Genomic DNA, 23,223 nt, shown 5'->3' with positions numbered 1-23,223 from the left:
GCCGCACGGCAAGGACGGCACACGGTTCGACTGGTACATCCGGGACCTGCACGTCGCTCCCCAGTGACGACCAGCAGTTACGGGACAGCCCTTAGGCCGTCACGACTCAGGAGTCAAACACGGAGCAGCGGGCCGTACATGAGTAACACACGGGGGCAAAAAGACCGCGAACGGAAATGGTGGCCGAACTCCCCATGCTTACTCGCGGCATGACTTACGAGCCGGCTAAACGGAATGGAAAAGAACGCTTCCGTGCCAGCCCGCCGCCCCGCGCGTCGATCTCGGTGCGCGGGGCGGCGGGCCGGCTTATACGTCGATCAGCGTATGGAGGGTGGCACCGGGAGGCCCTTTCCGGTGTCGAGATCGCGCAGGGTCAGCAACACCAGGGAGTCCGTCCAGCCGAGCGGTACGACCGACTGCGGAGTGCCGTCGCCGGCGATCTGTTCCGGCAGTTCGCCGAGGATGTTGCGCTTGGAGAGCACCCAGTCGAGCACCTGGTGCGCTTTCTTGTTCTCGTCCAGACCGGCCCAGGCCAGTGCGAAGAATGAAGTACTCGGCGTCCAGGTCGCATCGCCCCAGTTGTGCGACGGGTCGTCGCCGGGGACGACGCCTCCGTTCGCCCGCTTCAGGGCGGCGAAGGTGGAGTCGAGTGCGGTCGGCACATCGGCGGGACCGGTGTTGAACGGCGGGGCCATGAAGGCGGCCGCGCTGTCCCGGCCGTGCTTGCCGTCAACGGTGCGCTGGTAGCCGAGGGGCGCGAAGTGCTTGACTATCGCGGCCGACAACTTGCGTGCGGCTTGTGCCCACTTCGCCGCGTCCTCGTCATGCCCCAGATTCCGGGCGAGATCGGCGGAGGCGTTGAATCCGCTGAGCAGGGGTGCGGCGGTGCCGATGTTCGCCGTGTCGGTGTCGAGTTCCCAGTAGTCCGGTGAGGCCGGCGGCAGTCCCTCCTCGGTCAGTGAGGCGGCGGCGTAGTCGGCGGCCTTCTGGATCATCGGGTACAGCTTCTGCAGGTCCGCGTACCGCGTCGGGCGCGGAGCGGTCTGGTACCACTGCCAAGTCGCCCACGGCACAAAGCCGTTCGCGTCCAACTGCCACTTCCGGCCGTCCGGCGGACCCGAACCGTCCAGCTTGGTGCGCGCCTCCCAGGTGCCGTCCGCGCGCTGGGTGGCGGCGTTGTACTTCAGGATGCGGTGGGCCTCCTCGGGGTGGCCGGTCTGGGCGAACGCGGCGGCGACATAGCTGGAGTCGCGGGGCCAGGAGTACTTCCACGCGGAGTGCCAGGCGGCGGCGGACGCGCCGTTGGGCTGGAGCAGCGCCCTCATGGACAGCAGGGCGCGGGCGGCAGCCTCACGTTCCGGTCCCGACTTGCCGGGGACGATGCCAGCCTTGAGCCAGGCACGCGACTCGGCGATCTGCCGCAGTGCCCCGGGGTCGTTCGCGGGCACGCTGACCGGCTCGGTCGCACCGGCGGGCAGGTAGCGCCAGCGTCCTCTGGGCATCTCCAGCACATTGCTGTCCGGCACGTACGTGGCGCCGTACGCCATCAGGGGCGTGATGGCCGCGGTGGTCTTCCCGTTGTGGAAGAGGCCCGCCGTGGCGGCGCGGAGTACGGAGTCCGGCACGGCGCGGTAGCACAGGTCCGGGTCGCCGCAGGCCTCGGTGCCGGTCGGGTTGACGAAGAAGGCGAGCCGGGTGCCGTACGGGAGCCAGCCGCCCCAGTAGGAGAGGTCGTAGTTCCAACTCGTGAGCGAGCCCTCGACCGACGCCGATGTGCCGTACCAGGCGATCGGCTTGTTCTCCGTCGTCGTGGCCTGCGCGAACAGGTAGTAGGTCTGCCCGGGGGTGACGTCGGCGCCGAGGGGGAATTCGAGCCAGCCCGCTCCCCCGCCGCCGAGCTTCGCGATGTCCAGGGTGCTCGACGCGATCGCGGAGGCGGGATCCTCGCGCACCGTGCGGAGCTCCACCGTGACGGAGCCGGTGGCGGCGCCGTTCGACAGATAGAGCGCGGCCTTGTCCACGCGGCTGTCGTCCGTGACGAACTCCTGCGCCGCGGCGTTGTTCGTGCCCTTGATGCTGAACAGGGCGGTGTCGGAACGCGGTTGACCGTCGTACGCGGGTGTCGCGGTGTCGGCCCGACTGGGCCAGGCCGGCGACGCCACGAACACCGCCAGCAGGGCGACCAGCGCCGCCCAGAGGTAGAGGCGTCCGGGTGGGCGTGCTCTCACCGGCGTGGGAGTCGAAGCTCTGTGCACAGCCAACCTCCGAAGTCGTCTTCCGACAGACGAAGTCCCTTGTGGGACAGCGCCGTTCACGTGGTGAGACCCCTGGGGAGCCATCGCCTGCCACCCGCACCTGGTCGTACGACGGGCATCCGCACCTGCCCTGGAGTGGCTTCGAGGGTGTGTGAGACGGGAGGCCGGCAGGCGTGCCCGGGATCGCCGGGCGCCTGGACCAAAAATGGACTACACCACTGCCAGGAGAATGGACGGCCCCCGTCGCGACCGTCAAGCCTGCGAAGCCAACATTCTTCCGTGCGGGGAGAGTTGCCCTGTGACTGATGTGCCGTGTTCGATGCGGGGTGAGACCCGGCCAGGTGGCGTGCTGATCCGGAACGACGGGCGCGCTGGCCCACACCTTGATGTCCGGTGCCGCGGCGTCCGCCGTGCCCGGGCACGACCGCCCGTCAACTCGCAGCGGGCCGCGTCGTCAGTTTCAGGTGGAGTCGGCGGGGGTGGTAGATGGTGGCGAGGGGGACGGGGCGGATGTCCATGTCAGGCTCGCAGGTGACGCGCCAGCGGCTGAGGAGGGTGGCGAGGCCCAGGGTCGCCTCGGTGCGGGCGTAGAGGTCGCCGATGCATTTGCGGGCGCCGGTGCCGAACGGGACGTAGGTGAGGCGCGCGGCCGGTGTCACCCGGTCGGGGAGCCAGCGGTCGGGGTCGAAGGCCGTGGGGCGGTCGAAGGCGTCCTCGTACCGGGCGACCGCGGCGGGGCTGAAGACGACGGTGGAGCCGGTGGGGATCGGCCGGCCCGCGAGTTCGGTCGGGCCGGTGGTGCTGCGGGTGAACAGCCAGGCGGGCGGGTGGAGTCGCAGCGCCTCGGAGATGACGCGGTCGGTCAGGGAGAGCTTGGGCAGGTCGTCCCACTGCGGGGGGCGGCCGTCGAGGACGGTGTCGATCTCCTCGTAGAGCGCGGCCTCGATCTCCGGGTGCTGGGAGAGGAGGTAGAAGACCCAGGTGAGGGTGCCGGCGACGGTTTCGGTGCCGGCCGCCATGATGGTGATCACCTGGTCGTGGATCTCCTTGTCACCGAGCCGGCCGCCGTCCTCGTCGCGGGAGGTGATCAGGGCGGCGAGCAGGTCGTCGCGTTCGGTGTCGGAGCTTCGGTAGGCGTCGATGAGCTGCTGTGTGGTGTGGTGCAGGAAGTCCAGGTTCTTTCGGTACCGGCGCTGGGAGGGCAGGGGGAGCCGGCGGATCGCGGCCGGGAGGAACATCTGCCGGAACAGGCCGTTGAGCACGATGTCGAAGGAACGTTCCACCTTGGCCGCGAGTTCGGGGCTGACGGGTGTGGAGTACAGGGTGCGGCCGACGGTGCGCAGCGCCATTCCGTACATCTCCTGGAAGGCGTCGACGACCATGCCGTCCTCCCAGCGGGACGCCGTGTGCTCGATCTCCGCGTGCATGGCCTCGGCGTACCGCTTCAACTGGGCCCGGGTGAAGGCCGATTGCATGAGCCGGCGTTGGCGGCGGTGGTCGGCGAAGGGGCAGGTGACCAGGCCGTTGCCGGCGATGTCGCGGGCCCGGTCGTAGAAGACGCCGCCCTTGTCGAAGACGCGGTCGTTGGTCAGGACGTGCCGCAGCAGTTCGGGGTGGGTGGGGACGTAGGCCGTGGTGGGGCCGATCCTGATCTCGACCAGGTCGCCGTGCGCGGCCAGCGAGGTCATGAAGTCCACGGGGTGCCGCATCATATGGAGGGCGTGTCCCAGGGCGGGGAGTGCCCCGGGTGCGGCTCCGGCGGAGAAGGTGGTCGGTTCGGTCATTGGAATCGCAACTTCCCGTCTGGGCTGGGTTGTTGACGGCCGGCCTCGGTGGGTGGCGACCGGTCGGGTGGGTGCCGTCAGCGGCGGGCGTTGCCGAGTTCCTCCAGGTAGCCCTGGGCTCCGGCGGCGAGCGCGAACTCGGCGTCATACCGGCCCGAGATGCGGTGCCAGTCGTAGGAACCGCGGATCACGGTGCGTACCGCGTTGTCGCGGTAGCGCTCCAGGGCCTCGCGTTCGGCCGCGCCGAGCCGGTAGATGTCGCCGAGTTGCGGCAGGCAGGACTCCAGTACCAGGTACTGCTCCAGGCGGACGCGCACCTCGTCGCGCATATGGGAGACGCTCCGGGTCCGCGACCAGCCGTGTTCCCGGCCGAGGATCATGACCATGTTGTTCTGCTCGCCGCGGAGTTCCTCCTTTTCGAGCGAGGCGATGTCGTTGAGCAGCAGATTGACGTCGGCGGCGATCTGGAGCATCGAGGAGACCACGGCACTGTGGAAGACGGGATGGGGTACTTCGAAGCGGCCCAGGCGCTCGGCGAGGTCGACCGTCGGCTGCACTCCGATGGTGTGCCGCCGCACGGACAAGTACGCGTCGGCGGAGTCGTAGGGGGTGCGCCGGTGGCGGCTCTCCGCCTCGGTGACATAGCCGGCGAAGTAGCTGCGCCAGTGCTGGGCGCTGCGGGCGCGCCAGGCGGGTGTCATGCCTTCGCCGGTGCGCCGCCAGATGTCGGCGAACCCGTGGGCTATGGGCGGTGCGGAGGTGTGGAGCGGCCCGTCCAGGGCGGCTGCCACGGCGTCGGTGAGTTGTCTGGTCTCCTCCGGTCGCTCGCCGCGCGGTCCGTCGAAGAGGTCGTCGAAGAGGAAGAACCACGACATGAGGTCCACGCCCAGATCGAGGTCGGTCCCGGTGGCGTGGGGGTAGAAGCGGGAGGCCAAGTCGGCGTAGCCGCCGCGGAGATGGCGTTCGGCCGCCGCCTCGGATCTGATCAGCCCGAGGGCGCGCGGCCAGGCGAGTTGGTCGACGGCCGCACGGGCGTGATCCGGGCTCTGCCGACCGGGCAGCGGGATGTAGAAGTCGACGTCCTGGGGCATGGGCGGTCCTCCGGATCGGGTGGCGGGGAGGCGGCGGGCACGCGGCGTCTGGGGCGGGTCATGCCTCGGCCGCCTCGTCCGCCTCGGTCCAGGGCGTGCCCGGGTCGTCGAAGATGCTGACGACCTGGCGCATGACGCGCCGTTCGGCCGGGTCGAACGCCTGCTTGGCGTGGATGGTGCCCAGTTGGTCCCGGACGACGATGTCCCCGGGCTGCCAGGTGTGGGTGTACGTGCAGCACTGCGGTTTGCCCCGGCGGAAGGAGCAGTCGGTGTGCCGGCCCATCCCCCCGGCGTCGCCGACACCGATCCTGCCGCCGTCCTCCGACAGGTGGGAGACGATCAGGATCTCGTTGTGGTCGGGGTGGGCACCGCTGGTCAGACCGGTCTCGGGGATGTGCCCGAAGCGGCGGCCGAAGGTCGGGAACTCCTCGGCGGAGGGCCGCTCATGGCCGCGGAGGACGAGGACGGGATGGGTGTCGAGCGCCGCCCGGATCTCCTCGTACCGGGTCTCGGCCATATCGCCGACGACCTGGGCGCCGTACACGAGGGCGCCGAGTGGGGCTCCGGGTATCGGCGTGATGTCCATGGGTGGTGCCTCCCTTCGTCGCGGGGGTCAGCGCAGTACGAGACCGGCGAGGCCGCCTGCCTCGCGCCAGTGCCGGAGGATGTTCACGAACTCCACCGAGCCGCCGCCGTAGCTGGCGTTGCGCGGGGGCAGTCCGCCCGGGTTTCCCTCGTTGTTGTAGAGGCCGGGGGTGCAGCTCTCCAGGAAGTCGGTGCTGTCGGGGGCGAGCCGGAGGATCTCCTCACCCCACTCCTTCTCGCCGGCCTCGGACGCCTCCACGACCCGATGGCCGCTGTCCTCCACGCACTTGACGATGTGGGCGAGGTGCCGTGTCTGCTCGCCCAGCATGTACGCGATGTTGACGTGCCGGCCGGCTTGGATCTTGGAGAGGATGAAGCAGTTGGGGAAGCCGTTCACCTGGAGCCCGTGCAGGGTGTGCGCCCCGTCCGCCCACTTCTGCGACAGCCGCAGACCGCCGCGGCCGACGATGTCGTACCCGGCGCGATCGGTGTACGGCACGGCGAACTCGTGCTCGTAGCCGGTGGCGAAGACCAGGCAGTCGACCGGGTACTCCACGCCGTTCGCCACCACCCCGGCGGGAGTGAGCCGTTCCACGCCTCGCCCCTGGGTGTCGACGAGGGTCACATTCGGCCGGTTGAAGATCTGGAGGTAGCCGTCGTGGAAGCAGGGCCGTTTGCAATAGACGCGGTAGTACGGCTTGAGCGCGGCGGCGGTCGCCGGATCGGTGACGGTCCGGTCGATGCGGGCGCGCAGCTCCTCCATCGTGCGGAAGTCCGCCCGCTCGGCGGCGAGCGCCCGCTCCCTCGGGTCGCCCCCGGTGTCGCCGGTGGGCAGGATCGCGGCGGCCAACTCGGCCGTGGTCTGCGTCCAGCGGTCCCGGACCAGGTCCTCGTCCTGCGGGACCCCGGAGGTCAGCGCGTGGAAGTTCTCCATCCGGCGCTGCTGCCAGCCCGGTTCGAGGGTGTCCGCCCAGCCGGCCGGGGTGGGCTGGTTGCCGCGGATGTCGACGGCGGCCGGGGTGCGCTGGAAGAGGACGAGTCGCTCGGAGAACTCGGCGAGATGCGGGGCGAGTTGGACGGTGGTGGACCCGGTGCCGATGACTCCGACTCTTCTGCCCCGCAGTCCGGTCAGGCCGCCCGTACTGTCGCCTCCGGTGTAGTCGAAATCCCAGCGGCTGGCGTGGAATGCGTGCCCGGCGAACGTCTCCAGGCCGGGTAACGCGGGGAGTTTGGGGCGGTGCATCAGCCCGATCGACATCGCCACATACCGGGCCCGGATCAGATCGCCGCGATCGGTGCTCACCAGCCATCTGCTCGCTGATTCGTCCCAGCGGAGTTCGGTGGCGGAGGTCTGGAAAAGGGCGTCGCGGTAGAGGTCGTACCGGTGGGCGATCTGTTGGAGGTGGGCGAAGATCTCGGGCCCGGTGGAGTATTTCTCGGTGGGTATCGTGCCCGTCTCTTCGAGCAGCGGCATATAGATATAGCTCTCGACATCGCAGCGGACACCGGGAAAGCGGTTCCAGTACCAGGTGCCGCCGACATCGCCCGCCTCGTCGATCAGCCGAATGCGCTCAAGGCTCGTCTCCCCGCGGAGATGGGCACCGGTCAGCAGGCCACCGATTCCGGCGCCTATGACGGCGACATCCACCTCGTCGGTGAGCGGGGCGCGTTCCTGCCGCTCGGTGTAGGGGTCCCGGGCGTAGCGGCTGAATTCACCTCGGGCGAACTGGTAGGTGCGGCCGGTGGAACGCTTGTCACGTTCCTGCCGGTACTTCTGCCGCACCGATTCCAGATCGATGGACGGCGGTGATGCGTCTCTGCCCTTGCCTGTTTCAGCGGGGGTCACAGTTCCTCCTCTGCTGAAGGGGGAATGGAGGCATGGCGCCATATGTCGGCGACATGCTCCCGCAGACGCCGTGAGGCGTCGGGGTTGCTGAAGAGGTAGAAGCGGTCGGAGCCGAGGACGTCCCACACCAGGTCGGCGACATCCTCGGCGCTCACCGAGGTGTCGCCGCCCGCGCCGCGCGGCGCCTCCACGCCCTCGACCATGGGGGTGTCGACCCGGCCGGGGCACAGCACCGACACCCGGATCCCGGTTCCCCGCAGATCAGCGCGGAGGCTGCGGGCGAGGGCCAGGTCGGCGTGCTTGGACGCGGCGTAGGCGGCGCTGCCCGAGCCGACGGCGAAGGCGGACATCGAGGCGGTGTGGATCAGATGGGCGGGACCGCCCTGCTTCAGCAGCCGTGGGACGAGGGCGCGGGCCACCAGTACACGCGCCCAGTGGTTCACCTCGAACACCTGCCGCATCCGCTCCAGCGGCACCTCCCACAGCGGCTGCCCCACGGGACCGAGGGCCCCGGCGTTGCTGCACACCACGTCGACACCGCCCAGCGCGTCGAACGCCGTGTCCGCGAGTTGTTCGACGGCGGCCGGGTCCGTCACATCGGCGGTCACGGCGGTGACCCTGGCGCCCCGCGCGGTGAGTTCCGCGGCCCGGCGGTCCAATGCCTCGCCATCCATATCCGCCATCACGACATGGGCACCGCCCCGCGTGAAGCGAGCGCTGAGAGCGAATCCGATACCGCTGGCCGCGCCGGTCACCACTGCTGTTCTTGCCTGAAACCGCACCTGACTTCCTCCGCTCCTACAAAGAACAAATGAATCAAAACGCTCCCGAACACGCCGCACCTACCGAATACGCGACGTCTTTTTCAGCGGGGATCGGGAAGCTTCAGGCGTATCCGGTGAGCACCACCACGAGTGCGATGCCGCTGAGCCCACGGGCGCTCGGTCGCGTACCGCCCGGGGACTCCGGTTCCGCGGCGGGCTCCTTCACCGAAGGGGAGCCCTCGTGTTTCGTCATGTGCTGCCTACCAGGTCTGTGCGGAGGGATGGTTGAGGCGCGTTCCGGGTGACGGCCTCACTCGATGACGGTGGGAGTGCCGGTGATCTTCGAGAGGATTCCCTTGGAGGAGTCCTTCGCCGAATCCGGCCACGGGGTCAGGGAATTGAACCCGCGGTGGGAGGAGGCGGGTTGGATACGGGTGTCCATCGACATACGCATCCTGGCCGGTCCGACCGAGGTGTTGGGGACGGACTTGTGGCAGGTAAAGGCATGGAAGACGAGCACATCCCCCGGCTCCATGGGCGAGAACAGCAATTGCTCGTCCGCCCCGAACTCCTCCGCCGGAATACCGCGTACGGGATGGCCGAAGCGGCGGAAGTTCTCGGTGACGACATGCTCGCGCGGGCCCCGGCGATGACTGCCGTCGGCGAGGGCGACGCCGCCTGTCCGGTGAGTCGTGGGGAGCAGCGGTATCCAGGCGGTGCGGAAATCCTTGTTCGGGCCTATGTAGAAACCGTCCTGATGCAGAGGTGTCAGGAAACTCGGTTCCGCTACGCCCGCGGCCGAGGGATAGTAGCGAATCGTGGTCGACTTGAAGACGAAGACGGGCTCGCCGAAGACCTGCTCCCACACCTTGAAGGACGAGGGGTGGCGCCACAGGTCGTCGTACTTGACGTAGTCGTGCATCGCCACTTCGTCGACCGCCTCGAAGGACTCAATGGCGAGTTTTTCGAGCGAGGTGCCGCGTGCGGCGTGGCCGAGTGCGATCAGGCCGGCGAGCATCTGCTTGGCGGCCGTCCGCACGAGTCCACGGTCCAGGACGCCGCGCAGATAGAGGTAGCCGTGCTCGTCGTAGAACCGGTCGAGGGCCTCGCGATCATCGAGAAGGTCCGTGCAGTCGACGTAATCGCGGAAAGTGTCCGTCATGGTTCCTCGTCCTCGTGACTGGGCGTGGGAATGCGAACCGTCAGAAAGAAACGGGGATTTCGTCGAAGCCGCCGGTTATTCGGTGCTCCCGCCAGCGCAACGACCCCTCCGGCACCGCGAGTCGCAGATTCGGCAGCCTTGGGAACAGCCGCTCGAACACAGTGGTCAGTTCGATCCTGGCGAGTACCCGGCCGACGCGGTGCCGGGTGCCATGTCCGAACGCCATATGCGACTTGGGCCTGATCCGGGCCAGATCGAGCAGGTCGCTCTCGGGATACGCGCGGCTGTCCACGTTGGCCGCGCCGATGGCCAGCATCACCGCGTCCCCCGTCCTTATCACCGTGTCTCCGACCGTGATGTCGCCGTGCGCATAGCGCGGTATCAGCGCATTGGATCCCTTTCCCCCGACGGCCAGCCGCGGGATTTCCTCGACCGCGGCCGGCGCGAGCCCGGGATCCTTGGCCAGTTGGGCGCGTTGGGCCGGATTGCGCAGCATCAGCAGAACGCCCATGTCGATACGCACCATGGTGGTCTCATAGCCGAACAGCAGTACAGCGCAGCCGAGTTGGGCTATGTAGTCGTCGGTCAGCGAGCCGTTCTTCTCGGCGATCAGCTCGGACAGGATGTCGTCACCGGGATCGGTCCGCTTACGCCGGACCAGTTCCGTCATGGAGTCGACGACCTGCCGAAAAGTGCCGGTCGACATGGTGAGCCTGGCCGTGCTCTTGGCCGCCCGCGTCGGCTTGGGATCGCTGAGGCCGAGCCGGCGGTCGGAGAGCAGCGCCTTCACCTCGTCGTACTGGGTGACCAGCCAGGCGTCTTCGCCGGCGGTCCGCACCCTGGCGATCGGCCGCTCCCGCTGGAGGGCGCGCATCCGGGGCGCGACGCCCATCACGGCCGGGTTGTCGAACGGTAACCTCGGCAGGTCCTTCACGGGGCCTGTCCTCCCTCGCGGCGTCGTGCAGGGGATTCGTTCGGAATTCGGCGCACACGGACGGGGGTTGCGTCCATGTGCGCTGCGCACCGGTGTGCGGGGCGCGCCCAGGCAGTGGCCACCGCTTCGACGGGCGGCCGTTGTTGACGTGCGGATGGTGCAGACGCTGAAACGGCGACGAGTTGCAGGAACGGCTTACAGAGACGACTTATCGGGACGGCTTACAGGGATGAACCGACGAGCAGGGCCAGGTCGATGAGGCGGTTGGAATAGCCCCACTCGTTGTCGTACCAGCCGACGACCTTGACCTGCGGTCCCGAGACCCGGGTGAGCTCGGCGTCGAAGACGCAGGAGGCCGGATCGCCCGCGATATCGGTGCTGACCAGCGGCGCGGTGGAGTAGGACAGCAGGCCCTTGTACGGGCCGGCGGCCGCGGCCTCGTACGCCTCCTTCACCTCTTCCACCGTGGTACCGCGGCGTGTGGTGACGGTGAGGTCGGTGACCGAACCGGTGGGGACGGGCACCCGCAGCGCGAAGGCGTCCAGCCGGCCGGCGAGCTCCGGCAGGACGAGGCCGATGGCCTTGGCGGCACCGCTGGAGGTCGGGATGATGTTCAGTGCCGCCGCGCGGGCTCGGCGCAGGTCCTTGTGCGGGGAGTCCTGGAGGTTCTGGTCCTGGGTGTAGGCGTGAACGGTGGTCATCATGCCGGTGTCGATACCGACGGCGTCGTGCAGCACCTTGGCCAGTACGCCGAGGCAGTTGGTGGTGCAGGAGGCGTTCGAGATGATGGTGTGGCGCTCGGGGTCGTAGTCGCCGTCGTTGACGCCCAGCACCACGGTGATGTCCTCGCCGCTGGCCGGAGCGGCGATGATGACCTTCTTGGCTCCGCCCTCGATATGTGCGCGCGCCTTCTCCGCGGCGGTGAAGATGCCCGTGGACTCGATCACGATGTCCACTCCGAGCTCGCCCCAGGGGATGTCGCGGGGGTCGCGCTCGGCGAAGACCTTCGTCGTACGGTCGCCCACGCGGATCGCGTCCGGCTCGGCGACGACCTCTTCGGGGTAGCGCCCGAGGATCGAGTCGTAGGCGACCAGATGCGCCATGGTGGCCACATCACCCAGATCGTTGACGGCGACGACCTCCAGCTCCGCAGAGCGCGTGGCCGCCGGACGGAAGACATTGCGGCCAATACGCCCGAAGCCGTTGATGCCGATTCGCACAGTCATGGCACTGGTTCCTCACCTAGTACTCTGCAGTCATCTGACGCACCGTCGCGTCGAGTGCAAGGGAGCCGTGCACGCGGTCGAAGCTGGCACGGAACCCATCAGAAGCTTATATAAGCATGGGATACATCTCCAGGGTGACTTCTACTCAAAGTGCGCACAGCGGAACTGGCTTGGATGTCAGTGACCTGACCAGGGCGATCGAGAATTTCAACCGGTACTACATCCGGCTGCCCATGGTGCAGAAGCTGTCGTTCACGACACTGTCCGTGCTGGACACACTGGCCGTCGGCGGCCCCAGGCGCCTGACCTCGCTCGCCAAGACCGAGCAGATCAGCCAGCCGGGGCTGACTCAACTCGTCACCAGGCTTGAAAACGAAGGCCTGTTGGAACGCCGCCCCGATCCGGCGGACGGTCGCGCCGTCCTGATCCACCTCACCGAAAACGGCCGAAAGATCCGCCAGGACCGGCAGCAGAGCCGGGACCGCTATCTGGCCCCGCTGATCGCCCAACTGACGCCCGCGGAGCGGCAGTCACTCGCCGCGGCGCTGCCCGCCCTGTACCGACTCGCGGAACTCGGAGCCGAGGCCGGGCACCAGAGCCCGTCCACTCCCTGAGACCTGTCCACTTCCCGAACCCGCCCACCGCCTTCCTCCCGTCACTTTGTGGACATCCCATAGCGTTGTCCGCGAAAACGTCGAAAAGGAGAAGGCGATGAATGACAGCCGAGTGGTCGTGATCACGGGAGCGGCGCGCGGGATCGGCCGTGCCACCGCCGTCGCGTTCGCGGCGGCCGGGTACCGGGTCGCCGGCGCGGACATCGCCGGGCCGGCCAGTTCCGCGATGGACTACGAGCCCGCCACCGCCGAGGACCTCGCACAGACCGGGAGGCTCGTGGCGGAGGCCGGCGGCGAGTGGCTGCCGGTGGTCTTCGACCAGCGCGACAAGGACGCCGTGCGGGACGGCTTCGCGCAGGTCGCCGACCGGTTCGGCGGGGTCGACGTGGTCTTCGCCAACGCCGGTGTCCAGGGCTTCGCACCGCTGCTGGAGATGAGCGACGAGCTGTGGCACGACCAGATCGACATCAACCTCACCGGCACCGCCAACGTCCTCCGGGTCGCGGCCCCGCTGCTCGTCGAACGCGGCGGCGGACGCATCATCGTCACCTCGTCCACCCAGGGCCAGCACGGCACCCTCGACGGCAGCGGCTACTCGGCGTCCAAGTGGGGCCTGATCGGGCTGATGAAGTCCGCCGCGCTGGAGCTCGGGCGGTACGGCATCACCGTCAACGCCGTGATCCCCGGCCTGATCAACACCGCGCTCACCCGGCACGAGGACCGCTACGCGCAGATCATCCGCAGCGGCGGCAACGAACCCGCCGGCGAGCTGGAGCGGGACGAGCGGACCGCGGCTGCCGCACAGCGCAGGAAACTGCCGCTCGGCGTGCCCTGGGTCGAGCCGGAGGATGTCGCTCCGCTGGTGGTGTTCCTCGCCTCCGACGAGGCCCGCATGGTCAGCGGCACCAGCTTCGCCGCGACCGGCGGCGACAGCGCCAACATCACCGCGTGACGGACTGCGGTCCGCCCCCCCGCACGTCTCGCGGCCGCGAGTTGACGGTGGCGGACCTGATGCGGGGCCGTCGGCACGATCACGGCCTGGGCCGGGGCGATGCCAGGAACGGCCATACCCTCGGGTCGCCCGCCCGCACCCGGCGCGGCCGGTCGATGAACGTGGTGCGGGATTCGCGGCGCGGCCGGGTCGCGACCAGGAGGCCCGGCGGTGGGCAGGAACGGGACCACGATCAGCGGCATGAGCAGGCCGAACGCGGTGAGGAGGCCGCCGAGGACGGAACCGGCGACCACGGCGACGCCCTGGGTGGCGCCGACCCCGGCCATACCCCCGAGCCCCTCTGAGTGCGGAACGAACGCCCGCCCCGTGCGAGCGGCCCCGATGGAATTTAGAGTCGAATAAGGCCGATATCTGCACTGCATCCGCCGATGTCCGCATCCGCGGACAGCCGTACGGCCGGGTAGGAGGTCTGCGATGGCGCGGAGGGCTGGCACGGCGATGCGTACCTCGCCGCACCTCACGCCCCAGGAGCGGGTGGCGCTGGGGAAGGAGGCGCGGCGGCGCTGTCCGCGGTCTGGGCACGCCGAGTACCGGCCCGCCGCCGATCGGCCGGATCCGCTGGCGGTCCTGGAGGAGCAGTCGGCGGCGCGGGTGCCGGAGCTCGTCCCGATCCGCTACGGCCGCATGATCGAGTCCCCGTTCCGCTTCTACCGCGGTGCGGCCGCGATCATGGCGGCCGACCTCGCCGGCAGCCCGCGTTCCGAGCTCACGGCCCAACTGTGCGGTGACGCACACCTGTTGAACTTCCGGCTGCTCGCCTCACCGGAGCGGGACCTGATGTTCGACATCAACGACTTCGACGAGACGCTGCCCGGCCCCTGGGAGTGGGATGTGAAGCGGCTCTCGGCCAGCCTGGTCATCGCGGCGCGGGCCAACGGCTTCGACGACGCGGAGCGCGCCCGCATCGTGACCTCGGCGGTCCGTTCGTACCGCGAGTCGATGATCCGCTTCGCCGGGATGGGGAACCTCGCCATCTGGTACGAGAAGATCGACGCCGAGGTCCTGGAGGCGCTCGCCACGCAGTCGCTGCACAAGCGGGGCCAGAAGAACCTCGCCCGTTCGATGGCGAAAGCCCGTGGCCGGGACAATCTGCAGGCGTTCGACAAGCTCACCGAGACGGTCGCAGGACGGACCCGGATCGCGGCGGATCCGCCGCTGCTGATCCCGATCGGCGCGCTGCTGCCGGATGTCGAACGCGGCGCTCTGGAGGGCCAGTTGAGCGGCCTGATCCACCGGTACGGCAAGACGCTGCCGTCCGACCGGCGGGCGCTGCTGGCGGACTACGAACTGGTGGATGTCGCCCGCAAGGTGGTGGGCGTCGGCAGTGTCGGCACCCGGTGCTGGATCATCCTGCTGACCGGTCGCGACGGCCGGGACCCGCTCTTCCTCCAGGCCAAGGAGGCCGACACCTCCGTACTGGCCGCGCACGTCGGGGAGAGCCGGTACCGCAACCAGGGCCAGCGGGTGGTGTCGGGGCAGCGTCTGATGCAGGCCGCGAGCGATATCTTCCTCGGCTGGGAACGGGTCGACGGCCTCGACGGCAGGCAACGCGACTTCTATGTACGGCAGTTGCGCGACTGGAAGGGCATCGCGGTGCCGGAGGAGATGCGGCCGAAGGGGATGGAGGCCTTCGGGCGGGTGTGCGGGCTCACCCTGGCCCGTGCACATGCGCGTTCCGGTGACCGCGTCGCCATCGCCGCGTATCTGGGCAGCGGGGAGGTGTTCGACCGCGCGCTGGCCGTGTTCGCGGAGTCCTACGCCGACCAGAACGAGCGCGACCACCAGGCCCTGGTCGACGCGGTGCACTCGGGCCGACTCCCCGCCGAGGAACTGCCGAGTACCTAACTGCCCGCGCCCCGGCCCCAGTTGGGCGGTGTGTTCACGACGCCGTTGCCGAAAACCGCTTGCCGAGCGGGGAGTCCGCGGAGAGCCTGTCCTGACGTGCACAACTATTGGCGTATAACGCACTGTTGATCCGCCCGGGCGCTGGGGGAGACTTTCTGCCGATCGGTACCGCGAACGGGGTTCTCTGGTGGAGACGGTCTTCGACAGTGCCGCTCTCCCGGCGGCCGAACGTTCCGAGGCGTGGCTGGACACCACGTCGAAGGCGCTGCTGACCACACAGTTCGAGATCCCGGACACGGCCGCCTTCCAGGCCCGGCTCCGGGCGGTGAACGTGGGTGCCGCCCAGCTCTCCTCGATGTCCTACGGGCCGCTGGTGTCCCGGCGCACCCCTCGGCTGATCCGGCAGTCGGACCCGGAGCAGTACCAGATCGCCCTGGTCCGCAGCGGCCACCAGAGCATCGACCAGGGCGACTCCCAAGCCTGCCTGGGGCGTGGGGAGTTGGTCTTCTACGACAGTTCGCGGCCCTTCACCGCGCGGGTGGGAGAGGGTGGGGGCGGGTCCGAGTCGGTGCTGATGCAGTTCCCCAAACGTCTGCTGCCGCTGCCGCGGAACGGCCTCGCCCGGATGCTGGCCACACCGTTGCCGGGCACGGAGGGGGTGGGGAGCCTGCTGGCGCAGTTCATGGTGGCCCTGGCCGACGGCGAGCAGCAGTACAGCCCGCAGGACAAGGCGCGGCTGGGTGGTATCGCGCTCGATCTGGCCACCTCCACCCTGGCGCATCACCTCGACAGCGAGAACGCCCACCCGGGACGGCTGCCGCAGAGTGTGCTGTTCCTGCGCGCCACCGGCTTCATCGGCCGGCAGCTACACCTTCCGGAACTGGGGCCGCCGGCGGTCGCGGCGTCCCTCCAGATCTCGCTGCGGCATCTGCACCGGGTGTTCCAGCAGCACGGCACCTCCGTCAGCGCCTACATCAGATGCCGGCGTCTGGACCGCTGCCGGCGCGATCTGGCCGATCCCTCCCTGAACCACCTCGCCATCTGCTCGATCGCCCGCCGGTGGGGCTTCCCGCGACCCGCCGAGTTCACCCGAGCGTTCCGGGCCGCGACGCAGATGTCGCCCAGCCAGTACCGGGCCGAGGCACAGGCCGACTTCGGCGGCTAGGCCGGGGCCGCCGGGGGGCGCCGCCGGTCACACGGTGTCGAGCCAGGCATAGCTCTGCAGGAGTTCGCGGAGGCCGCCGTGGGTCCGGGTGATCAGGGCTTGCAGCAGTGTCGCCGGGTCCGAGTCGCTGCCTTCGGCGATCGCGGCCAGCGTCGTGGCCAGGTCCGGTTCGAGGTGGGAGAAGAGCAGCACCTCGCGCGCCAGCCCCCGCGGCGGTCCGATGACATCGTCCTCGTGGTCGGGCAGATGACGCGGAACGAGCCGTACGCGGTGTGCGAACTCGCCCGACACCCCGATCCCGAGGAGCAGCCCGGCCGCCACCAGTTCGTCGAACGGTGCCGTCGTGGCAGTGCGGTCGACGGCTCCCGAGGCGTCGGCGACCACCCAGTCACGCGAACCGATCCTGGTCAACGCCCGTCCCCACATGCGGAATTGGAGCCGGTCCAGGTGGTGGATCCGATCGCCGAGCCGGATGTGGTGCCCGCCGTCGCCGTCCGCGCCGAGGAACTGGCCCGCGGCGGCCCAGCCGACCCGTTCCGGAGGTGCGAGGCGGTCGTGGACCCGGTCCCACCAGTCCCGCACCCCGTCCGCCCACCAGATGAGCCGGCCCTGAAGCCCTGGTTCCGGGGAGGGTTCGATGACCGGTCTCGCCTCCAGTACGAAGGCACGCGACGGTCTGCTGCCGGGACCCGCACGGTCGAAGAAGGCCGCGCCGAATTCTGCGAGACGGCATCCGGCGGCGACGACGTCGACGGTGTCCTGCCCGACGCGCTCGGCGAGCTCGCGCAGCGAACCGGCCCGGTCGCACCACGTCCAGACGAGATGCACCTCCGGCTCGATGATCCAGCTCTCCGGCGGCGCGTACTCGATGGAGCCGGGCAGATACTCGCTGAGCTGCGCCGCCCCCGCCGCCCCACCGATCCCGCCGGCCCCACCGCGTCCAAGCACCCGATGCCCCATGAGCGTTGACATCAGCCGGTACTCCCCGGCGAACTCCGACCAGTCCTGCGGAACGTCGAGCAGCAGTCCGCAGCCGAGGAGTTCCGCCAGTACGGCACCGTCGATCTCGTCCCCGACCGGCAATCCGCCCCGGCGCAGCAGCGATGCCCGCACCCGATGCCAGGCGGCGACCGCCTGCTCGCTGACAGGCAGGACCTCGAATCCGAGCTGAAACTCCGGCTCTCCCTCCTGGACGCCGAGATACCGCCCGACCGGAATCCATCGCATCACTCGGTCACCTCCTCGATCCGGAAGAGCCGGCGGACGGCGAACTACCCGGCCGCTGTGGGTGGTTGCCCTACCCTTCATCTGTCGGCCGAATGTATCGACCGCCGGGAACACAAGCGCGGGAAGGTCCCTTGACGACGCCGAGCAGCAGCACCCCCATCGCCCTCGCCGCCGTCACCGACGCCGAGACGCTGACCCGGTTGCAGATCGACTTCGGCGCGGAGTTCGGCACCGAGGAGCCTCCCTTCGCGGTCCTGCTGCCCCGCTTCCGGCGCCTGCTCGCCGACCCCGCGGCCTTCGCACTGCTCGCCGGGCCACGGGACGAGCCCTCCGGGTACGCCGTCGTCACGCTGCGCCCGACCGTGTACTGCGACGGACTCCTCGCCGTACTGGACGAGTTGTACGTCCGCCCGGATCTGCGCGGCCACCGCATCGGCACGGCGCTGCTGGCCGCCGCCGTGCGTGAGACACGTCGGCGCGGCGGTGGCGAGATGCACATCAATGTCGACGAGATCGACGTGGACGCCCGCCGCTTCTACGAGCGCCATGGCTTCGTCAACATCGAGCCCGGAACGGACTACCGGATGCTCTGCTACATCGGTGAGATCGGCGCGGAGGCGACCGGCACGGGTCCGCTCGCCGGCTGAGGCACGTGCGCGTCGGCATCGGGTGGCCGGTCAGAGCAGTCGGCGTATCTCGCCGCGGACGCGGTAGAAGCCGCCCGCCGCCGGGTGCAGGGCGTCGACCACATAGCGGGCGCCGCTCTGCCGGATTCCGCGGGGGAACTGCACGTTCCAGGAGGGTTCATAGCCGTCCGAGAGGACGTGGACCCGTAGCCGCGCGCCTTCCTGGATGCATTCGACCACCACCCCGTCGGCCGGTGGCGCTGACACCGTGTGCACCTCGGCCACCGTCGTCGCCGGGGTGTAAGTGGGCGTGGTCGCGCTGTACTTGACGTCCACCGCGGTCGGGACCGTGCCCGACTGCGCTGCCGTGATCGCGTGCTCGGAGGCGTCCACGCAGACCAGGGAGCCGTCCGTGGTCACCATGTACAGCCTGCCGTCGAGGTACTGCATGGACAGCGCGGAGCCGCTGCCGGTGCCCAGCTTCCACAGGCGGGTGCCGTCGGCGTCGAAGCAGTACACCGAGGAGGAGCTGTCGCCGGCGAAGACATGGCGGCCGTCCGGGGAGGTGGCGCAGGAGTAGACCGCGTCGTCGCAGCGGTACGTCGCCTCGATCCGCCCCGTGGCCTTCGACAACCGCTGCACCGTGTGCCGGGCCGTCCCCGCGTACACGGCGCTGTCCTCCTGCCAGCCGAAGAGCACGCCGCCCTGGAGGGGCGTATGCCACAACTCGCCGCCGCCGTCCGGTGCGTAGGCCGTCACACCGCCCTGGTGCCCGTGGTACACGGCCTGGCCGTCGGCGCGGACCATCCAGGCGTGGGCGCCGTTCGACTTGCGTGACCACTGGTACTCGTCCTCGTGGTCGATCACGGTCAGACCGCCGCCCCGGTCGGAGACGTTCAGCACCCCCTCGTGGATGTCCAGCCAGAAGATGTCCACATCGGCGGCTATGTCGTACGCCGCGAACGGGAGCTTGGAGGACAGGTCGTAGACCTTGCCGTCGTCGCAGCCCGCGTAGATCCAGAAGTCGTCCGCCACCAGGCACTTGACGCCGTCGGGCAGGGCGTAGCGGGCCAGGACCTCGCCGCTGTGGCTGAGGGTGTACACATCGCCCGACTGGTTGCCCACCCAGCAGCGGTCCTCGTCGATGTGGATGCCGAAGGCCGCGGAGCCGGTGCGGAAGCGCCACAGGACGGGCGCCACACTGCGGGCCCGCGAGGGAGCCGAGGAGACCTGGCGGCGCGTCACCGGGCGTGGGGCGCGCCCGCCCTGGACCGCCGGCGCGTACCCCTTGCGTACCTTCTCCCCTATCTTCCTGGCGGCGGCGGCCTGCGCCTTCGCCACCGTGGGGAAGCTCGACGTCTGCTGCTGGCCCGCGGCGCCGATCCGGCCGTAGCGCACCGAGACGACCGTCCCCTCCACCGTCACCTCGTAGAACTTGTGCGCACCGCCGCCGTCTTGGGACAGCTCCAGATACGTATGCGAACGCTCCCCCTGCGTCATGCCACACCTCTCCCCAGGCTGAAGCCCGGCGCCCCATCGGCGCTCGTGACCACTGGGGAAGACGTTACGGGGCGCCACTGACAATCGCCCGGCCCATGCTTCCCGACTCCGCGTCGGCGTCCGCAGACACAGAGTCGGGAAGGCGGGGGTCGGCTACTGGGGCTTGAAGGAGCGGATCTGGTAGTTGCCCTGGAGGTTGCCGCCGGAGCCGGCGCGGGTGGAGCCGATGCGGTGGTGGTAGTTGGTGCTGGTGTAGAACTGCTTGCGCTTCCCGGTGCCGTTCCAGACCGACTTGACCTTGTAACCCCTGCGGATGAAGCTGCAGTTCGCGGCGGTGTCGGAGACCTTGGCGGACTTCCACTGGCAGCGGCTGCCGCCGCCGTTCCAGCCGCTGTAGATGCAGAAGTAGCCGGCGGAGCAGGTGTATCGGGCGCTGGTGGCCGGAGCGGCGACGGAGGCGGCCGGAGCGGCGCTGGCGGTCGGCGCGGCGCTGGCCGCCGGAGCCGACAGGCCGCCGAGCAGTGCCGCGGTGCCGGCCGCGGCGAGAGCGATTCTGAACTTGGGCATGTGGGTTCCTCCCCGTGGGTGGAGTGGGCCACGTCGGTTCAGGGGCGTGGCCCGATCGAATTCCGCGTCGCAGTCGCCTCGTTGGCCGCTTCCTCGGTCGCTTGGTTTGCTCGCTTCCTCGGTCGCTTCCTCGCCTGTCGACCGCGACGTTCCGATCGTCCCGGGAAGTGGCCTGTGGCGCCTTAGCCGGGTGTGCCGGGTACTTGGCGCTGTGTGCCAACTCGGGTGCCGTGCACGCGGTTTCGGTAGTCGCTGGGCGTGACGCCGTGCAGGGTGCGGAAGGCGCGGGTGAAGTCGGCGGCGTGGGCGAATCCCCAGCGTGCCGCGATGGCGTGGATCGGCACCTGGCGCTTCGACGGGTCGTCCAGGTCCCGGCGGCAGTGTTCGAGGCGCCGGCCCCGTACGCAGGAGCGGACGCTTGTGCCGTGCTGCTGGAAGAGGCGGTGCAGTGAGCGGACCGAGATGTGGTGGGCCGCGGCCACCTTCCCCGCGGTGAGGTCCGGGTCGCCGAGGTGGTGCTCGATGAACGCGGTGATCCGCAGATACAGGACGCGGCGGCGGGAGTCGGAGCCGATCGCCTCCTCGCGTTCCAGGACGTGCGCGAGTGCGGCGGTGACCAGGTCCAGGCCGACGGTGCCGAGTCGTACGGCGTCGTGGGGCGTGTACTGGGTGCGGTCTTCCGCCAGGTGGGAGAGGAAGCAGGTGAGCAGGCGCCCCATGCCGTGATCGCCGGGCAGGGGGCGGCAGATGAGCTGGTCGAGATGGCGGGCCGGAAAGGGCAGCAGCGTACGGGGGAACTGGATGAGGACGGTCCCGCCGTCGGAATAGCTGTCGAACGGGCGCGAGCTTTCGAACAGCACGAGTTCGCCCGGCTTGAGCGCGGCGTGGTTGCGGCCCTGTTCGATCGCGCTGGGGCCGGAGTTCATGGAGCCGAGGGCGAGGATCTCCGGGTCCCCGGCGCGGATCAGCGCGGGGGTCCTGCGGGCGAGCAGGGACGAGTACGCCATCGCCGACACCTGGACCGCGCCCAGCGGCATCGCGCTGAACCAGCCGCGGAAGGCGCCGGTCCCGACCAGCTTGAGCGCGGTCGGCATCACGGCGTTCGCGGTGATGTCCTCCCAGGCGGCGAACGCCTCTCGCGCCGGGAAGTCCTTGCTGTCGAAAACCTTCTCCACGAGTCTCCCCCGGCCCTGCGGCCCGGCGACCGCCCCGTTTGTTCGCTTCCTTCCAGATGGTCCTCTCGGGCCGGTTCAACCTGCCGGGGATTCGGGCCAGTTGACCCGAAGGTGACGCGAAGGGGCCGGCTCGCGGCCGCGTAACGACTGGGTCTCCGAAGTGGCTTTCCGCACTCCAGGGGTTGGCGTGAAACCGCCGGCTGGCTATCGTTCACGGACTTTACTCAATCGTTCCGCTGAACGAATAAGTGGGAAGGACGGTCGGTTCATGCCCGACACCCACCACCCTGGGCGGCGGTCGGTCCTTGCCGCGGGCGCCGCCTCGCTGGGCGCGTCCTGGCTGCTCACCGGCTGTACGGGGGCCTCGTCCACCCCCGTCCTGCCCGCCGCCGCGCTCAAGGGCGAGCCCGCCCGCGGCGGCACCCTGCGGATCGCCCGGCCGGCCGCCTCCGACGCCGAGACGCTGGATCCGGCCAGTTCCCTGTCCGCGTACGAATATCTGGGCGCCCTCTACAACCGGCTGGTGCGGATCGGTGCGGACGGTCTGCTCGCGCCCGACCTCGCCGAGTCCTGGGAGCCCGACGACAAGGCCGCCACCTGGACCTTCCGCCTCCGCAAGGGCGTCACCTTCCACGACGGGCGGGCCTTCACCGCGGCCGACGCGGTCTACACCCTGCGCCACATCCTGGACAAGGCGGTGGCGTCCCCGCAGGCCGGTGTCTTCGCGCCGCTCATCGACCCGAAGACGCTGCGCACCCCCGACCCGCACACGCTGGTGGTCCCGCTGAAGACCCCGAACGCGGAGTTCCCCAGCCTGCTGACGCACTACAACTGCTACGTCATCCCCAAGGGCAGCGCGAAGTCCATCGGGCGCACCGGCATCGGCACCGGCCCCTTCAGGCTGGAGTCGTTCGCGCCGGCCGGACCGGGGCGCGTCACCGCGTACCGCGACCACTGGGCGGGGCGGCCCGTGCTCGACGCCATCGCCTTCTACTCGGTCGCCGACATGTCCGCCCGCTCGAACGCGCTGCTGGCGGGCCAGGTCGACCTGCTCTCCCAGACCAACCTCGACTTCGCGACGGCCCGGGTGGTCGCCGCCTCCGACCGGGCCACCGTGGCCCGGGTGAAGAACGCCCAGTGGTATGTGCTGCCGATGCTGACCACGGAGAAGCCCTTCACCGATGTCCGGGTGCGGCAGGCGATGAAGCTCGCCTACGACCCCGAGCATGTGGTGAAGGCCGCCCTCCAGGGCGCCGGCAGCGCCGGCTGGGACAACCCGGTGCCGCCCTCCGACCCGGCGCACATCTCCGCGCATCCCGCGCACGACCCGGAGAAGGCGCGCTATCTGCTGAAGCAGGCGGGGCACGAGCGGCTGGCCGTCGACCTCTACACCTCCGCCTACGACCCGCTGTTCACGCCCATGGCACTCGCCTACCGGGACTCGGCGGGGCGGGCCGGGATCCGGGTCCGGGTCAAGACGGCGGCCGCGGACTCGTACTACACGCAGATCTGGATGAAGAAGCCGCTGATGGCGACCTACTGGTTCACCGGCCGGCCGATCGACCAGCTCTTCACCGAGATCTTCCGCGGCGGCTCCTCCTACAACGAGACCGCCTGGTCCGACAAGGACTTCGACGCGCTCCTCGACCGGGCCAGACGCGAGACCGACGACGCCAAGCGCCACGACCTGTACGGCGAGGCGCAGACGATGGTGATCGAGAGGGGCGGGGCGATGACCCCGATGTTCGCCGACCGGCTGGTCGGCATCTCCCGGCAGGTGCGCGGATACGCCGAGCACGGCTTCGAGTTCGACTATCTCGGCATCGGCCTGAAGGGAGCGTGACC

Annotated in this window: 21 protein-coding genes; 7 read left to right on the top strand and 14 right to left on the bottom strand. The window is 69.6% G+C overall.

What is annotated here, in order from left to right; translation table 11 throughout:
• Positions 1-317 precede the first annotated feature (317 nt).
• From ACFVST_RS19030 to gap, 10 genes are all read right to left on the bottom strand, one after another.
• Positions 318-2,228: a hypothetical protein gene (locus ACFVST_RS19030; RefSeq protein ID WP_390152953.1), complete on the bottom strand. Its 1,911-nt coding sequence runs from the start codon at positions 2,226-2,228 to the stop codon at positions 318-320.
• Positions 2,229-2,686: 458 nt separating this feature from the next.
• The gene (gene ptlI / locus ACFVST_RS19025) at positions 2,687-4,039 is read right to left on the bottom strand and encodes a pentalenene oxygenase (protein ID WP_390152950.1); all 1,353 of its coding nucleotides are present in this window, start codon (positions 4,037-4,039) and stop codon (positions 2,687-2,689) included.
• A 77-nt stretch (positions 4,040-4,116) separates the two neighbouring features.
• Positions 4,117-5,130: a pentalenene synthase gene (locus tag ACFVST_RS19020; RefSeq protein WP_390152947.1), complete on the bottom strand. Its 1,014-nt coding sequence runs from the start codon at positions 5,128-5,130 to the stop codon at positions 4,117-4,119.
• Between the two features lie 58 nt (positions 5,131-5,188).
• The gene (locus ACFVST_RS19015) at positions 5,189-5,716 is read right to left on the bottom strand and encodes a TauD/TfdA family dioxygenase (protein ID WP_390152944.1); all 528 of its coding nucleotides are present in this window, start codon (positions 5,714-5,716) and stop codon (positions 5,189-5,191) included.
• Positions 5,717-5,743: 27 nt separating this feature from the next.
• Positions 5,744-7,498 carry a neopentalenolactone/pentalenolactone D synthase gene (gene ptlE, locus ACFVST_RS19010; protein ID WP_390152965.1) on the bottom strand — a complete coding sequence of 585 codons (1,755 nt, stop codon included), beginning with the start codon at positions 7,496-7,498 and terminating at the stop codon, positions 5,744-5,746.
• Between the two features lie 59 nt (positions 7,499-7,557).
• On the bottom strand, positions 7,558-8,316 hold the full coding sequence (locus tag ACFVST_RS19005) for an SDR family NAD(P)-dependent oxidoreductase (protein ID WP_390152962.1): 759 nt from the start codon (positions 8,314-8,316) through the stop codon (positions 7,558-7,560).
• Between the two features lie 130 nt (positions 8,317-8,446).
• Positions 8,447-8,578 (bottom strand): hypothetical protein, encoded by a 132-nt coding sequence (locus ACFVST_RS19000; RefSeq protein WP_390152941.1) that lies wholly within the window; start codon positions 8,576-8,578, stop codon positions 8,447-8,449.
• A gap of 57 nt (positions 8,579-8,635) precedes the next feature.
• A complete protein-coding gene (gene ptlH, locus ACFVST_RS18995) occupies positions 8,636-9,487 on the bottom strand; it encodes a 1-deoxypentalenic acid 11-beta-hydroxylase (RefSeq protein WP_390152938.1) in 852 nt (283 codons plus the stop codon).
• A gap of 40 nt (positions 9,488-9,527) precedes the next feature.
• The gene (locus ACFVST_RS18990) at positions 9,528-10,421 is read right to left on the bottom strand and encodes a cytochrome P450 (RefSeq protein WP_390152935.1); all 894 of its coding nucleotides are present in this window, start codon (positions 10,419-10,421) and stop codon (positions 9,528-9,530) included.
• A 221-nt stretch (positions 10,422-10,642) separates the two neighbouring features.
• On the bottom strand, positions 10,643-11,647 hold the full coding sequence (gap, locus tag ACFVST_RS18985) for a type I glyceraldehyde-3-phosphate dehydrogenase (protein WP_390152932.1): 1,005 nt from the start codon (positions 11,645-11,647) through the stop codon (positions 10,643-10,645).
• A 170-nt stretch (positions 11,648-11,817) separates the two neighbouring features.
• Here gap and ACFVST_RS18980 point away from each other — a divergent pair, with 170 nt between their 5' ends.
• The 5 genes from ACFVST_RS18980 to ACFVST_RS18960 all read left to right on the top strand — a co-directional run bounded on the left by ACFVST_RS18980 (position 11,818) and on the right by ACFVST_RS18960 (position 16,283).
• On the top strand, positions 11,818-12,261 hold the full coding sequence (locus tag ACFVST_RS18980) for a MarR family winged helix-turn-helix transcriptional regulator (RefSeq protein ID WP_390152929.1): 444 nt from the start codon (positions 11,818-11,820) through the stop codon (positions 12,259-12,261).
• A 97-nt stretch (positions 12,262-12,358) separates the two neighbouring features.
• Positions 12,359-13,213, top strand: coding sequence for an SDR family NAD(P)-dependent oxidoreductase (locus ACFVST_RS18975; protein WP_390152926.1), 855 nt, complete (start codon positions 12,359-12,361; stop codon positions 13,211-13,213).
• Positions 13,210-13,557: a hypothetical protein gene (locus ACFVST_RS18970; protein ID WP_390152923.1), complete on the top strand. Its 348-nt coding sequence runs from the start codon at positions 13,210-13,212 to the stop codon at positions 13,555-13,557. The genes ACFVST_RS18975 and ACFVST_RS18970 overlap by 4 nt, the downstream gene beginning before the upstream one ends.
• A gap of 130 nt (positions 13,558-13,687) precedes the next feature.
• Positions 13,688-15,118, top strand: coding sequence for a DUF2252 domain-containing protein (locus ACFVST_RS18965; protein WP_390152920.1), 1,431 nt, complete (start codon positions 13,688-13,690; stop codon positions 15,116-15,118).
• 187 nt (positions 15,119-15,305) lie between these two features.
• Positions 15,306-16,283, top strand: coding sequence for a helix-turn-helix domain-containing protein (locus tag ACFVST_RS18960; protein WP_390152917.1), 978 nt, complete (start codon positions 15,306-15,308; stop codon positions 16,281-16,283).
• Positions 16,284-16,310: 27 nt separating this feature from the next.
• On the opposite strand, the gene ACFVST_RS18955 is transcribed toward ACFVST_RS18960, so the two are convergent.
• Positions 16,311-17,510 (bottom strand): hypothetical protein, encoded by a 1,200-nt coding sequence (locus tag ACFVST_RS18955; RefSeq protein ID WP_390152915.1) that lies wholly within the window; start codon positions 17,508-17,510, stop codon positions 16,311-16,313.
• A gap of 131 nt (positions 17,511-17,641) precedes the next feature.
• Here ACFVST_RS18955 and ACFVST_RS18950 point away from each other — a divergent pair, with 131 nt between their 5' ends.
• Complete coding sequence (locus ACFVST_RS18950) at positions 17,642-18,157, top strand: GNAT family N-acetyltransferase (RefSeq protein WP_390152913.1); 516 nt, start codon at positions 17,642-17,644, stop codon at positions 18,155-18,157.
• A 30-nt stretch (positions 18,158-18,187) separates the two neighbouring features.
• On the opposite strand, the gene ACFVST_RS18945 is transcribed toward ACFVST_RS18950, so the two are convergent.
• The 3 genes from ACFVST_RS18945 to ACFVST_RS18935 form a co-directional block, all read right to left on the bottom strand.
• Complete coding sequence (locus tag ACFVST_RS18945; protein WP_390152911.1) at positions 18,188-19,636, bottom strand: WGR domain-containing protein; 1,449 nt, start codon at positions 19,634-19,636, stop codon at positions 18,188-18,190.
• Between the two features lie 153 nt (positions 19,637-19,789).
• Complete coding sequence (locus ACFVST_RS18940) at positions 19,790-20,203, bottom strand: peptidase inhibitor family I36 protein (protein ID WP_390152908.1); 414 nt, start codon at positions 20,201-20,203, stop codon at positions 19,790-19,792.
• 182 nt (positions 20,204-20,385) lie between these two features.
• Entirely contained in the window at positions 20,386-21,378 is a 993-nt protein-coding gene (locus tag ACFVST_RS18935; protein WP_390152905.1) for a helix-turn-helix domain-containing protein, read from the bottom strand.
• A 268-nt stretch (positions 21,379-21,646) separates the two neighbouring features.
• Between ACFVST_RS18935 and ACFVST_RS18930 the strand changes: the two genes are divergently transcribed.
• Positions 21,647-23,221, top strand: a complete 1,575-nt coding sequence (locus ACFVST_RS18930) for an ABC transporter substrate-binding protein (RefSeq protein ID WP_390152902.1) — start codon at positions 21,647-21,649, stop codon at positions 23,219-23,221.
• Positions 23,222-23,223 lie beyond the last annotated feature (2 nt).

The sequence above is a fragment of the Streptomyces sp. NPDC058045 genome (assembly GCF_042885635.1).
Classification (GTDB): domain Bacteria; phylum Actinomycetota; class Actinomycetes; order Streptomycetales; family Streptomycetaceae; genus Streptomyces.
Note: the sequence above shows the minus strand (reverse complement) of the source record. Positions and strands in the feature narration are given on the sequence as shown.